Annotated in this window: 12 protein-coding genes and 1 pseudogene; 5 read left to right on the top strand and 8 right to left on the bottom strand. The window is 65.3% G+C overall.

The genetic code is table 11. The features are described 5' to 3' along the window. The 5 genes from ACVOLO_RS17775 to ahpC all read right to left on the bottom strand — a co-directional run. Positions 1–447: transaldolase family protein (locus tag ACVOLO_RS17775; RefSeq protein WP_481571653.1), on the bottom strand; the 447-nt coding region annotated here is incomplete at its 3' end. A 36-nt stretch (positions 448–483) separates the two neighbouring features. After that, positions 484–909: a nucleoside diphosphate kinase regulator gene (gene rnk, locus ACVOLO_RS17770; protein ID WP_481571652.1), complete on the bottom strand. Its 426-nt coding sequence runs from the start codon at positions 907–909 to the stop codon at positions 484–486. A 382-nt stretch (positions 910–1,291) separates the two neighbouring features. After that, the gene (gene oxyR / locus ACVOLO_RS17765; protein ID WP_481571651.1) at positions 1,292–2,224 is read right to left on the bottom strand and encodes a DNA-binding transcriptional regulator OxyR; all 933 of its coding nucleotides are present in this window, start codon (positions 2,222–2,224) and stop codon (positions 1,292–1,294) included. A 263-nt stretch (positions 2,225–2,487) separates the two neighbouring features. Continuing rightward, positions 2,488–4,086 (bottom strand): alkyl hydroperoxide reductase subunit F, encoded by a 1,599-nt coding sequence (ahpF, locus tag ACVOLO_RS17760; protein WP_481571650.1) that lies wholly within the window; start codon positions 4,084–4,086, stop codon positions 2,488–2,490. Positions 4,087–4,267: 181 nt separating this feature from the next. Then, positions 4,268–4,831, bottom strand: coding sequence for an alkyl hydroperoxide reductase subunit C (gene ahpC / locus ACVOLO_RS17755; RefSeq protein WP_481571649.1), 564 nt, complete (start codon positions 4,829–4,831; stop codon positions 4,268–4,270). 302 nt (positions 4,832–5,133) lie between these two features. On the opposite strand from ahpC, the gene prmC reads away from it, so the two are divergent. Beyond that, positions 5,134–5,976 carry a peptide chain release factor N(5)-glutamine methyltransferase gene (prmC, locus tag ACVOLO_RS17750; RefSeq protein WP_481571648.1) on the top strand — a complete coding sequence of 281 codons (843 nt, stop codon included), beginning with the start codon at positions 5,134–5,136 and terminating at the stop codon, positions 5,974–5,976. 246 nt (positions 5,977–6,222) lie between these two features. Here the strand turns inward: prmC and ACVOLO_RS17745 are convergent, their stop codons facing one another. Together ACVOLO_RS17745 and prmB are read right to left on the bottom strand one after the other, a co-directional pair. Beyond that, complete coding sequence (locus ACVOLO_RS17745) at positions 6,223–6,513, bottom strand: GIY-YIG nuclease family protein (RefSeq protein WP_481571647.1); 291 nt, start codon at positions 6,511–6,513, stop codon at positions 6,223–6,225. A 63-nt stretch (positions 6,514–6,576) separates the two neighbouring features. Further along, positions 6,577–7,506: a 50S ribosomal protein L3 N(5)-glutamine methyltransferase gene (gene prmB, locus ACVOLO_RS17740; protein ID WP_481571646.1), complete on the bottom strand. Its 930-nt coding sequence runs from the start codon at positions 7,504–7,506 to the stop codon at positions 6,577–6,579. A gap of 224 nt (positions 7,507–7,730) precedes the next feature. Here prmB and ACVOLO_RS17735 point away from each other — a divergent pair, with 224 nt between their 5' ends. Then, positions 7,731–8,378, top strand: coding sequence for an SCO family protein (locus ACVOLO_RS17735; protein ID WP_481571645.1), 648 nt, complete (start codon positions 7,731–7,733; stop codon positions 8,376–8,378). Next, entirely contained in the window at positions 8,375–9,217 is an 843-nt protein-coding gene (gene asd, locus ACVOLO_RS17730; protein WP_481571644.1) for an archaetidylserine decarboxylase, read from the top strand. The genes ACVOLO_RS17735 and asd overlap by 4 nt, the downstream gene beginning before the upstream one ends. 111 nt (positions 9,218–9,328) lie before the next feature. Here the strand turns inward: asd and ACVOLO_RS17725 are convergent, their stop codons facing one another. Next, on the bottom strand, positions 9,329–10,909 hold the full coding sequence (locus ACVOLO_RS17725; protein ID WP_481571643.1) for a transglycosylase SLT domain-containing protein: 1,581 nt from the start codon (positions 10,907–10,909) through the stop codon (positions 9,329–9,331). Between the two features lie 123 nt (positions 10,910–11,032). Here ACVOLO_RS17725 and ACVOLO_RS17720 point away from each other — a divergent pair, with 123 nt between their 5' ends. Beyond that, positions 11,033–12,538, top strand: a complete 1,506-nt coding sequence (locus tag ACVOLO_RS17720; RefSeq protein WP_481571642.1) for a helicase HerA-like domain-containing protein — start codon at positions 11,033–11,035, stop codon at positions 12,536–12,538. 3 nt (positions 12,539–12,541) lie between these two features. Further along, positions 12,542–12,733 (top strand): annotated as a pseudogene (locus tag ACVOLO_RS17715) (transcription elongation factor GreB); the annotation flags it as partial.

Genomic DNA, 12,733 nt, shown 5'->3' with positions numbered 1-12,733 from the left:
CAGCACGCGCGCGGCTTCCACGCCGGCCCAGGTGGCGGCGATCTTGATCAGCACCTTGCTGCGCGGCACGCCGGCCGCTTCGTACATGGCGATGAACTCACGCGCCTTGGCAATGGTCGCGGCGGTGTTGTGCGCCTGGTCGGCATCCACTTCGGTGGAGACACGGCCGGGGACCAGCTCGGCGAGCATGGTGCCCACGCCCACGGTCAGGCGGTCGACCACGGCGTTGGCGATGGCCTGCCTGTCACCGGACTGGGCACGGCCCCACTGCAGCTCACGCTCGATCAGGCCGGCGTAGACCGGCAGGTCGAGGGCTTTCTTCACCAACGTCGGGTTGGTGGTGCAGTCCACCGGGCGCAGGCGCTTGATGGCGTCGTAATCGCCGGTGTCGGCGACGACGACGGACAGTTCGCGCAGCTGGGCGAGCTTGGAGGGGGCCTGGGTCATTGCATGTTCCTGTAGAGCAGGGCCGGCGCGGGGCGCTCAGCGGTTGAGGTCACCAGCCGCTTCAGGCTGGTAATGGACGGCAGTCACGCGCAGGCGCAGTTGACGGCCGCCGGGGGCAGTCCAGTCGATGATCTGGCCGACCGACAGGCCAAGCAGCGCGCTGCCAACCGGGGCCAGTACCGAGACATGGCCCTTGTCGAAATCCGCTTCGTGCGGATAGACCAGGGTCAGGGAGTGCTTTTCGTCGTGCAGTTCGTCAATGCAGTCCACGCGCGAGTGCATGGTGACGATGCCGGCGGGGATTTCTTCCGGCGGCAGCACCTGTGCGCGTTCCAGCTCCTGGGACAGGGCGACGGCGGCGGGGTGCCGGCTCAGGGCCGGGGAGTCGAGCAGGGCTTCCAGGCGAGCAAGGTCGCGGCTGGAAACGGTGATGGACGGCGGTAGACCGCTGTGGCTGGTCATGGGATGTTCCTTATCTGTTGAAAAAAACTATTGAAAAAGCAAGCAAAAGGCGACGCCTTGTCGGCGCCGCCTGGTCACTATTGTGCGGGTAACACGGGCCGGTTGCGACCCTGTACCGATCATGGGGCCGGTCAGGGCCGGATGCAATGTGGGGGGGCGCAATGTTCAGCTTTGTGGGGAGGAACAGAAGCGGAAGATCACCCCTCCCCAGCCCTCCCCTCCACCTTCGGCGCAAGGGAGGGGGCAGAAGCGGCTTTCCTGTGATCTGGCCAACTGGAGCGGTGCTACCCCCTCCCTTTGCCGCAGGCCAAGGGGAGGGCTGGGGAGGGGTTGGCTTTGCGCTGGCGCGTGCGACAAAGGCAACACCAAGTCGTCCGCGCCCTCAGGCCTGCGCCCGTGCCGGCGCCTGTGCGATCTCCAGCAAGCCGGCCGGCAGTTGCCGGAACAGTTCCGCCAGCTGCTGCAGAAACGCGCCCATCGCCGAGCTGCGGCGCCAGACCATGGCGATGCGGCGGTTTGGGTTGGGTTCGCCCTGGAAAGGAATCAACTGGATGTTTTCCGAACGCGCCACCGGCGGCTTCACCGCCAGCATCGGCAGCAGGGTGACACCGACATTGGCCGCGACCATCTGTCGCAGGGTTTCCAGGCTGGTGGCCTGGAACTCGGATTTTTCCAGTGCACCGGCCAGGTGGCAGACATCCAGCGCCTGGTCGCGCAGGCAATGCCCATCCTGCAGCAGCAACAGACGCTGGTTGGACAGGTCGTCCATGGTCAGCGACGTATGTGATGCGAGGGGGTGACCTTCCGGCGCGGCCAGCACGAACGGTTCCTCGAACAGGAACTCGACGTGCAACTGCTCGTCGTTGACCGGCAGTGCCAGGATCGCGGCATCGAGTTGGCCGTTGCGCAGCTGCGCCATCAGCACGTCACTCTTTTCCTCGACCAGCAGCATTTCCAGTTGCGGGAAGCGCTGGCGCAGGGCCGGCACCACATGCGGCAACAGGTAGGGGCCGAGTGTGGGGAAGATGCCCAGTCGTACTGTGCCCGCTTCCGGGTCACGGCTGCGGCGGGCAGCTTCCTTCATCTGCTCCACTTCGGCCACGATGCTGCGCGCCCGCGCGGCGGCTTCGCGCCCGGCCGGGGTCAGCATCACCTTGCGTGGTGCGCGCTCGACCAGCGGTACGCCCAGTTCTTCCTCCAGTTTCTTGATCTGGGTGGACAGCGTGGGCTGGCTGACGAAGCAGGCCGCCGCGGCGCGGCCGAAGTGTTTGTGCTCGGCCAGCGCGACGAGGTATTTGAGGTCACGCAGGTTCATGTGGGGCTCCGGTCATGGCGCCGAGTGTTTCCTTCTCCCGCGGGCGGGAGAAGAGCCTGTCCCCGCAAAGGCGGGGATGCCCCGAAGGGGCGGATGGGGGCAGGAGCGACGTTCACTGACTGCAGTCTGCACGACGTTTCGCTTCGCTCCGTACCCTCACCGCAACCCCCGCACTGATGCGGGGGTGTTGGTGGGGCAGCAAACCGGCGGTTCGCAAACTGCCCCTCTCACCTTAAAGGGAGAGGGGCTTCATGCCGCTGTGTTCAGGCGGTTTCCGCGACCGCAGCCACGGCTGCCGGTGCCGGCACCGAACTGCGGATCAGGTGGTCGAACGCGCTCAGTGCAGCGGTGGAGCCTGCGCCCATGGCGATGATGATCTGCTTGTACGGCACGGTGGTGCAGTCGCCGGCAGCGAACACGCCGGGCACGTTGGTCTGGCCGCGGTCGTCGATCAGGATCTCGCCACGGTTGCTCAGTTCCACCGTGTCACGCAGCCACTCGGTGTTGGGCAGCAGGCCGATCTGCACGAAGATGCCTTCCAGCTCCACGCGGTGCGAATCGCCGCCGACGCGGTCGGTATAGACCAGGCCGGTGACCTTCTGGCCGTCGCCCAGCACTTCGGTGGTCTGTGCGTTGAGCACCACCTTCACGTTGGGCAGGCTGTTGAGCTTGGCCTGCAGTACCTGGTCGGCGCGCAGCTTGCTGTCGAACTCGAACACGGTGACGTGGCTGACGATGCCGGCCAGATCAATGGCCGCTTCAATACCGGAGTTGCCGCCGCCGACCACCGCCACGCGCTTGCCCTTGAACAGCGGGCCGTCACAGTGCGGGCAATAGGCCACGCCCTTGTTGCGGTATTCGTTCTCGCCCGGCACGTTCATCTGCCGCCAGCGTGCGCCGGTGGACAGGATCACCGTCTTGGACTTCAGCGAGGCACCGTTTTCCAGCTGCACTTCCACCAGGCCATCGGCACCGGCCGGCACCAGCTTGGTGGCGCGCTGCAGGTTCATGATGTCCACGTCGTATTCGCGCACGTGCGCTTCCAGCGCGGCAGCCAGCTTCGGGCCTTCGGTGTGCTGCACCGAGATGAAGTTCTCGATGGCCATGGTGTCCAGCACCTGCCCACCGAAACGCTCGGCGGCAACGCCGGTGCGGATGCCCTTGCGCGCGGCATAGATCGCCGCAGCCGAACCGGCCGGGCCACCGCCCACCACCAGTACGTCGAATGCGTCCTTGGCCTTGATCTTCTCGGCCTCGCGGGCAACGGCGCCGGTGTCGAGCTTGGCGATGATCTGCTCCAGGCTCATGCGCCCGGAATCGAACATCTCGCCCCCCTGGAACACCATCGGCACCGCCATCACCTGGCGCTGTTCGACTTCCTGCTGGAACGTACCGCCCTCGATCACCGTGGTGCTGATCTTCGGGTTGACGATGGCCATCAGCGCCAGCGCCTGCACCACGTCCGGGCAGTTGTGGCAGGTCAGCGACATGTAGACATCGAAGGCGAACTCGCCATCGACGGCCTTGATGCTGTCGATGACTTCCGGTGCAACCTTCGGCGGGTGGCCGCCGGTCCACAGCAGCGCCAGCACCAGCGATTCAAATTCGTGGCCCAGCGGCAGGCCGGCGAAACGCACGCCGTGGTGCTGGCCTTCGCGGGCGATGACGAACGAGGGCGTGCGCGCATCGTTGCCGGAGGTGTCCAGGCTGATCTTGCCATTGCCGGCGGCGACGATGTCGTCCAGCAGGCCACGCATGTCCTGGCTGGCGGCGCTGTCGTCGAGCGAAGCGATCAGGTGCAACGGTTGGCGCAGCAGGCCCATGTACTGCTGCAACTGGGTCTTGAGGCTGTCGTCGAGCACGGTCAACTCCTTCGTTGAGGCAAAGCGGGGGACGGACGCCGCGGCGTGATGCGGGGCGCCGGTAAAAGTAGGGGTGAACCGCAGCGGGCTGCTTGGCGTGCGGGCGTGGTGCTGGCTGGCATCAACACGCTGCGGTTCACCCCCACGCCCGCCGCGAGGGCGGGGTGGGAGTGGATACGACTTAGATCTTGCCGACCAGGTCCAGCGACGGGGTCAGGGTCTTCTCGCCTTCCTTCCACTTGGCCGGGCACACTTCGTTCGGGTGTGCGGCGGTGAACTGGGCAGCCTTCAGCTTGCGCAGGGTCTCGGACACGTCACGGGCGATCTCGTTGGAGTGGATCTCCAGGGTCTTGATCACGCCTTCCGGGTTGATCACGAAGGTGCCGCGCAGGGCCAGGCCTTCTTCCGGAATGTGCACGCCGAAGGCGTTGGTCAGCTGGTGGGTCGGGTCGCCAACCAGCGGGAACTTGGCCTTGCCCACGGCCGGCGAGGTTTCGTGCCACACCTTGTGCGAGAAGTGGGTATCGGTGGTCACGATGTAGACCTCGGCACCGGCCTTCTGGAACTCGGCATAGTTGTCCGCAGCGTCTTCAATCTCGGTCGGGCAATTGAAGGTGAATGCGGCCGGCATGAAGATCAGCACGGACCACTTGCCCTTCAGCGAGGCGTCGCTGACTTCGATGAACTTGCCGTTGTGGAACGCATTGACCTTGAACGGCTGAACCTGGGTGTTGATAAGGGACATGGAACTTCCTCTTGGGTGAAGGGACGGGGTGAATCGTTGAAGGCAAGACTAATAGGCAGAAACTAATAAAACAAATGAATTGGATGCATCGTATCAATAGGTTTTGACTATCAATCAACGCCTGCCGATGAGCTTCCCCACTGATATCGGGGGCTTTACCGGGTTTCCAAGCATCGGTTTGATGAAACTGAACGCTTTGGCATAGGCGGGCTATATGCGTTGGAAAGACACCGGCGGTAGGCAGGGCCGGGCGCGGTGTCTATCCTCGCCGTCCTGCAGAGATCCCGCGAAGAGGTAATGAAGTGTCCACGGTGAACGTTGCCGAGCTGTTGCGGGAAGCCGCCGCGCGCATGCCGGGCGAAGAGGCCCGGCATGAGGCCGAGCAGTTGCTGATCCATGTGCTGGGCGTGGAACGGGCGTGGCTGTTTGCCCATGCCACCGATGCGGTGGCCGAAGCGGACCGGGAGCGTTTCGAGCGGCTGCTGCAGCGCCGCGCCGAAGGCCACCCGCTGGCCTATCTGGTCGGCCGTCGCGGTTTCTGGACGCTGGACCTGGAGGTCAACGTCGCCACCTTGATCCCACGCCCGGAAACCGAGCTGCTGGTTGAGCAGGCGCTGGCGCGGTTGCCGGCCGACGACATGCTGCGGGTGGCCGACCTGGGCACCGGCAGCGGCGCAGTCGCCCTGTCCATCGCCAGCGAGCGGCCCCTGGCAACGGTGATGGCCACCGATCTGCTCGGCCCCACACTGGCGGTCGCGGTGAAGAACGCGCAGGCGCATGGGCTGGAGAATGTCTGGTTCCGCCGCGGCCATTGGTACACGGCGCTGGGCGCGGACCGCTTCGACATGATTGTCAGCAACCCGCCGTACATCGCCGCCGGTGACCCGCACCTGCAGCAGGGCGACCTGCGTTTCGAGCCGCCGCCGGCACTGGCGTCGGGCGCGGACGGGCTGGATGCCATCCGCGAGATCATCGGCGGGGCGCACGAACACCTGGTGCCCGGCGGCTGGCTGCTGCTGGAACATGGCTGGGACCAGGGCACGGCGATCCGCGAATTGCTGGAACAGGCGGGCTTTGTTCAGGCGCAGACCGTGCAGGACATGGAACAGCGCGACCGGGTCACGCTGGGGCGTTTGGCTGGTTGAGGTTTTGTTGGCGTTGCTGGCGCTGTTGATGCTGTCGCTGTTGCCGCTTTTTCAGCTCGTCATTCCCGCGAAGGCGGGAATCGCTCTGGCTTTTGCATTTGATTTTGGAGCAGGAGCCAGAGCCAGAGCCAGAGCGAGAGCGAGAGCGAGAGCGATTCCCGCCTTCGCGGGAATGACGGCTTTAAAAGCAAGAGCCCTAAAGCCAGAACCAGAACCAAAACCAAAAGCCAGAATCAGAGCAAAAACCTACCCAACAATCTCATCCCATAAATCACGCCACTCGGGATTCATCTCGCCCACCAAACGCAACTTCCATTCCCGATTCCATTTCTTGAGCTGCTTCTCCCGAAGGATCGCTGACTCCATGGCCTCGTGAAGCTCGTACCAGACCAGCTGCGTCACGTTGTAGCGCTTGCTGAAACCATCAACCACATGTTCTCGATGCTGCCACGTCCGAGCGACCAGATTGCTGGTAACCCCGATATAGAGCGTGCCGTTTTTCTTCGTTGCCAGAAGGTAGACGGCGGGTTGCTTCATTACTGCCCCTGCGCCAAGGCAGGAGCAATCCCCGCCTGCGCGGGGATGACGTCAAAAACAGGCTTACGCACGAGCAGCTACCAACTCGGCAATGCGCGCATGATGCGCACGCAGTTCAGCCGCTTCGACAGCAAAGATGCCCATCTGCCCGACCTTGAACTCGATCCACGACATATAGACCTCCGGCAGCAGCTTGATCAGGTGCTGTTCGGAATCGCCCACTTCGCAGATCAGCAGGCCGTCTTCGGTCAAATGGTCCGGCGCATCACGCAGGATCTTCAGCACCAGGTCCAGGCCATCGTCGCCGGCACGCAGTGCCAGGTCCGGCTCGTGCGAATACTCCTGCGGCAACGCGTCGGTTTCGTCATTGGTGACGTAGGGCGGGTTGGTCACGATCAGGTCGTAAACCCGGCCCTGCAGGCTGCTGAACAGATCGCTCTTGACCAGCTCCACGTTGTGGGCCAGCAGGCGTTCCTTGTTTTCCACCGCCAGCGACAGCGCGGCGTCATTGACGTCGCTGCCGTCCACCTGCCAGTTCGGGTAGTAGTGGCCCATGGCGATGGCGATGCAGCCCGAGCCGGTGCACAGGTCCAGCGCGCGGCTGACATCGCGGCCAGCCAGCCACGGCTCGAAACCATTGAGGATCAGCTCTGCAATCGGCGAACGCGGCACCAGCGCGCGCGCATCGCTCTTGAAGCTGAGCCCGGCAAACCAGGCTTCGCCGGTCAGGTAGGCCGCCGGCAGGCGCTCGTTGATGCGCCGCTCGAACAACGCCAGCACCCGCTCGCGTTCTTCCAGCAGCAGCCGCGCCGTGCCGTAGGCCGGGCCGAGATCCGGCGGCAGGTGCAGGCTGTGCAGCACCAGCTGGGTGGATTCGTCCAGGGCATTGTCATAGCTGTGGCCGAAGGTCAGGCCAGCGGCATTGAAACGGCTGGCGCCGTAGCGGATCAGATCGATGATCGTGTGGAGTTCAGCGGCCGCTTGGGCAGTCATGGCGTACGGAAATACTTGAATGGTCTGCGATTATAGGCGCCTGCCCGGTATATTGAGCGCCCAGTTGCAGCGGAAACTTCGGCAACAGCCGCCATCGGGCGCCGAATCGACCGCCAACACCGCGCCTTCGGGCGGCGGCGGACGCCAGCAATCCCCTACACTCGTGTGCTCCACCAACGGCCCTGCGCCTGCGTCGGCACCCTCTTGAACGGAAGCAACGGCCCATGTTCAACCGCAATACCGGCATCATTCTCGCCATTGCCCTGGCCGCCGGCCTTGGCCTGCTGCTCGCCCAGAAGGTGTTTGGCCCCGCCAGCCAGGGCAACAACGGCGCCAGTTCGATCATCTTCCTGGGCACCCCGCGGACCCTGCCGGAGTTCGACCTGGCCCAGTCCGACGGCACCCGCCTGATTCCCGGCGAGCTGCGCGGCCACTGGACCCTGGTATTCCTGGGTTTCACCTCGTGCCCGGATGTCTGCCCGACCACCCTGACCGAGCTGGCCCAGGCCCAGAAGCAGTGGCAGTCCATCCCCGACAGCCTGCGCCCGCGCGTGGTATTCGTTTCGGTGGACCCGGAGCGCGACACCCCGGCGCGGCTGGGCGAATACGCCCATGCCTTCCACAAGGACACGATCGCAGCAACCGCCGACGTGCCGTCGCTGGAGCGCTTTGCGACCTCGCTGGGCATGCTGTTCCAGAAGGTGCCGGGCAAGCATTTTGAAGAAAACCCGGGCGACTACAGCATGGATCACTCGGCCAGCATCGCCGTGCTTGACCCCGAAGGCCGCCATGCCGGGCTGATGCGCCCCCCGTTCAACCCGCAGGCCATCGCCAGCGACCTGATCAAGCTCACCGAGAACACCGCACCATGAGTCTGGTAACAACGCTCAGCTACGTCCTGCCCCACCGCCTGCTGTCTTCCATGGCGCGCTCGCTGGCCTATTCGGAGAACCCGCGGATCTCGCGCTGGCTGATCGACACGGTAAGCAACAAGTTCAACGTCAACCTGGCCGAAGCCGCCAACCCGGACCCCCGCAGCTACCCCAGCTTCAATGCGTTCTTCACCCGCGCCCTGAAGCCCGGCGCGCGCGCGGCCGCCGCCGACCCACGCACGCTGACCATGCCGGCCGATGGCCGCATCAGCCAACTGGGGCCGATTGCCGACGGCCGTATCTTCCAGGCCAAGGGCCAGTCGTTCACCGCCGCCGAGCTGCTGGGCGACGCGGCCGACGCCGAACCGTTCAACAACGGCCTGTTCGCCACCGTCTACCTGTCCCCGCGCGACTACCACCGCGTGCACATGGCCTGGACCGGCACCCTGCGCGAAACCGTGCACGTTCCGGGCCGGTTGTTCAGTGTGGGCACCGATGCCGTGGCCAACGTGCCCGGCCTGTTCGCCCGCAACGAGCGCCTGGTGTGCCACTTCGATACCGATTTCGGGCCGATGGTGCAGGTGATGGTCGGCGCACTGCTGGTCAGCGGCGTGGAAACGGTGTGGAGCGGCGAGGAAATCCCTGCCTACGGCGACCGCATCACCCGCAAGGATTGGCGCGGCAAGGGCATCACCCTGGAGCGCTTTGCCGAGATGGCACGTTTCAACTACGGCTCCACGGTGATCGTGCTGCTGCCGCCGGGCGTGGCGGCGTTTGATCCCGCGCTGAAGGCCGAAAGCCCGGTGCAGCTCGGCCAGCCGCTGGCAACGCTTCTGTAGTCAGGCCGGCGGCTGGGATGCGGCGACATCTGCCGCCCCGCCCCGGAACTGCTGCCAGAACAAGAAAGGGCGCCCTGCGGCGCCCTTTCTTCGTTACGACAACCACCGCACTCAGCGGCTGCAACCTTCCAGCTTCAGGCGCTGCCCGGGCTTGATCGCATAAGCCGGCGCACGCAGTCCGTTGGCCCGGGCCAGTGCGGGAACGCCGCACTGGAATCGATTGGCAATGCCACCCAGCGTATCGCCACGGGCCACCGTGTAGCTGCGCACGGCGCGGCGGGCCGGCGCGGGGGCTGGGCGCGGCGCGGGCGTCGCCACCGGCGGCGTGTCCTGTGCGGACTGCATGGCCTGGACATCACCCACCGCGACACTGCCGGTGAAATTGGCCGCCGAAGGGCGCTTGATCGCCGCATTGATATCGGCGGTGATCAAGGTGCGCGCCAGGTCGGCACGCGGGCCACTCACGCAATAGCGGTTGTACAGGCCCGCAATGCGGGTGGTGGCGTTGATGGTGGTGCCGGCCGGAATCCAGCCATCGGCCTCGTAACGCGGGTTGAGGTTGCGCAGCGCGCGCATGTAGCCATCGCGGGTGCCGGTGCTGCCCAGGCAGATGGTCAGCTCGTAAATGGTGGTGGATTTGGCCAAGCGGATCGTCGCCGGCTGCGCGTTGACCTTGGGAAGCTCCACGCCGTACTGCTGCGGGTGCAGGAAGATCCACGCCGCCGCGATCACCATCGGCACATAATCCTTGGTTTCCCCGGGGAACTGGCTGTAGGCCGAGTTGGTCCAGAAGCTCTGCCCGTTCGCTTCACGGTAGATGCGGGCGGCGCGGCCTTCGCCGCCGTTATAGGCCGCCAGTGCGTATTCGATGTTCTTGTTGAGCCCGCGCATGCGCTCATTCATATAGGCCGCACTCGCTTCGGCGGCACTGCGCGGATCAAAGCGGGTGTCAAAGCCGGTGCCGTCCGGGCCCAGGCCGAAACGGCGGCCGGTGGCCGGCATGAACTGCATCAGGCCCGCCGCCCCCACGCGCGAGGAGGCATGTACGCGGCCATTGGACTCCTTGGCCATGATGCCGAACAGCAGCGCCTCGGGCAGGCCGCTCTTTTCCCACTCCGGCCACATCACCGCGCGCAGGTTCATGTAGTTCTCGTAGCTGGTCAGCAGCGACGGGCGCATGTCGGTGAGCCAGCGGCGGATACCGGCCTGGATGGCCGGGTTGTACTCAACCATGTCGTCGAAGGCATGGCGGTGATCGTTCAACAGCGCGGCTGCACGCGCGGCTTCAGGCACGTTCGCGACCAACGGCGCCACGTGGTCCGGGTCGGCCTCCAGCGGCCCGATGTCCTCCACCGATTCTTCCCCGCTGTTATCGGACTGCTTCTTCAACAGGCGCTTGTAGGTGGTGAGCAGCTCACTGACCTGGCAGCCCTTTTGCGCGATGCAGGCGGTGAGCACGTCTTCCATGTCCTCCAGTGCCGCATCCGCTTCAGCCGTGCCCTTGGGGTCGGCGTTGGTCACCAGCACCAGCGCATCGCTGTAACGCTTTTCCGCCGCTGCCATGCGCGCCTCGATGGCATCCACCTTGGCCTTGTCGCGGGCAGAGAGAGCATGCGCCGCCGGCATCACGGTCAACAGCGTGGCAGCCACCAACAGGGGCAAGGGACGAACCGAAAACAGGGAAACGGGCATCAGCGACACTGCAGGCAAAAGGTGACGCAGGGTAGCCGCCGGACTTGTCCGGGGGCAACAATGCCACCGCGCCGATACAGTCGGCCGTTAGAATCCCCTCCTCATTCATCTCTGAGTGCCTCCATGGACCCGATCCTGCTCGGCAAAGGCGTCACCGACGATATCGCCGTCACCCTGCTCCCGCGTTTCGGCAACCGCCACGGCCTGGTGGCCGGCGCCACCGGCACCGGCAAGACGGTGACCTTGATGACGCTGGCCGAAGGCTTCTCGCGGCTGGGCGTGCCGGTGTTCCTGGCCGACGTGAAGGGCGATGTGGCCGGCCTTGCCGTCGCCGGCGAAGGTGGCGAAAAGCTCGCCCAGCGCGCCGCGGACATTGGTGTGGACGGCTATTCGCCCGCTGCCAGCCCGACGGTGTTCTGGGACCTGTACGGCAAACTCGGCCACCCGGTGCGCACCACCGTCAGCGAGATGGGCCCCACCCTGCTCTCGCGCATTCTTGAATTGAACGACACCCAGTCCGGCGTGCTCGACATCGTGTTCAAACTGGCCGACGACCGTGGCCTGCTGCTGCTCGACCTGGACGACCTGCGCGCCCTGCTGAATCTGGTCGCTGAAGAGCGCAAGGACATCTCCACCGAGTACGGTCTGGTCAGCGCGCAGTCGGTGGCCGCCATCCAGCGCGCCCTGCTGCGCCTGTCGCAGGACGGCGGTGAAGCTTTCTTCGGCGAGCCGGCGCTGGAACTGGCCGACATCATGCGCGTCAACCATGACGGTCGCGGCGTGATCGGCATCCTCGCCGCCGCGCAGCTGATCCTCAAGCCGCGCCTGTATTCCACCTTCCTGCTGTGGCTGCTGTCGGAGTTGTTCGAGCAGCTGCCGGAAGTCGGCGACCTGGAAAAACCCAAGCTGGTCTTCATCTTCGACGAGGCTCACCTGCTGTTCGACGATGCGCCACCGGCGCTGGTGCAGCGTATCGAACAGGTAGTGCGCCTGATCCGCTCAAAGGGCGTGGGCGTGTACTTCTGCTCGCAGTTCCCGGATGACGTGCCGGCCAACATCCTCGGCCAGCTTGGCAACCGCGTGCAGCACGCACTGCGCGCCTTCACCCCGCGCGACCAGAAGGCAGTCAAGACCGCGGCCGAAACCTTCGTGCAGAACCCCAAGCTCGACGTGGTCGCCACGCTGTCGCAGCTGGGCACCGGCGAGGCGCTGGTTTCCACGCTGCAGGACAAGGGCATTCCCTCGCCGGTGCAGAAGACCCTGATCGCACCACCACGTTGCCGCATGGGCTCGATCACCGATGCCGAGCGCGCGCAGGTGCGCGCCGGCAGCCCGGTCGGCACCCGCTATGACAACGCCATCAATCGCGAATCGGCCGCCGAACTGCTGGCCCAGCGCGCGGAAAAGGTCGTCGAAAAGGCCGATGCCCCCAAGGCCCGTACCCGCCAGCAGGATGAAGAGCAGGAAGGCGGTTTCGGCCAGAGCATCAAGGACGCCATCTTCGGCACCAAGCGCCGCCAGGGCATGATCGAGACGATGGCCAAGCAGACCACCCGCACCGTCGGCACCAAACTGGGCAATCAGATCGTGCGCGGCATTCTCGGCGGTATTTTTGGCGGAAAGCGCTGATCCATGAGCCGTTGGCGTCCGCCTGCCGAGAAGAGCACCGCGCTGATCACGCCGCAGGGCCATGCCCGGCTCAAAGCCGAGCTGGACGAGCTGTGGCGCCACCGCCGGCCGGAAGTGGTGAAGGCGCTGGCCGCCCCAGCCGCCGCATGTGTTAGGGCGGGAAACGCCGCCGAACCCTATAGCAAGAAGCAGGTT

The sequence above is a fragment of the Stenotrophomonas sp. STEN056 genome (genome assembly GCF_056759635.1).
The sequence above is the reverse complement of the archived record's forward strand: the minus strand, read 5'-3'. Positions and strand labels throughout refer to the sequence as shown.

Coding starts and splice junctions, on each gene's coding strand:
- prmB (WP_481571646.1), bottom strand. CDS start 7,506: ATGACTGCCCAAGCGGCCGCTGAACTCCACACGATCATCGATCTGATC.
- ACVOLO_RS17735 (WP_481571645.1), top strand. CDS start 7,731: ATGTTCAACCGCAATACCGGCATCATTCTCGCCATTGCCCTGGCCGCC.
- oxyR (WP_481571651.1), bottom strand. CDS start 2,224: ATGAACCTGCGTGACCTCAAATACCTCGTCGCGCTGGCCGAGCACAAA.
- asd (WP_481571644.1), top strand. CDS start 8,375: ATGAGTCTGGTAACAACGCTCAGCTACGTCCTGCCCCACCGCCTGCTG.
- ACVOLO_RS17725 (WP_481571643.1), bottom strand. CDS start 10,909: ATGCCCGTTTCCCTGTTTTCGGTTCGTCCCTTGCCCCTGTTGGTGGCT.
- ACVOLO_RS17720 (WP_481571642.1), top strand. CDS start 11,033: ATGGACCCGATCCTGCTCGGCAAAGGCGTCACCGACGATATCGCCGTC.
- rnk (WP_481571652.1), bottom strand. CDS start 909: ATGACCAGCCACAGCGGTCTACCGCCGTCCATCACCGTTTCCAGCCGC.
- ahpC (WP_481571649.1), bottom strand. CDS start 4,831: ATGTCCCTTATCAACACCCAGGTTCAGCCGTTCAAGGTCAATGCGTTC.
- ACVOLO_RS17745 (WP_481571647.1), bottom strand. CDS start 6,513: ATGAAGCAACCCGCCGTCTACCTTCTGGCAACGAAGAAAAACGGCACG.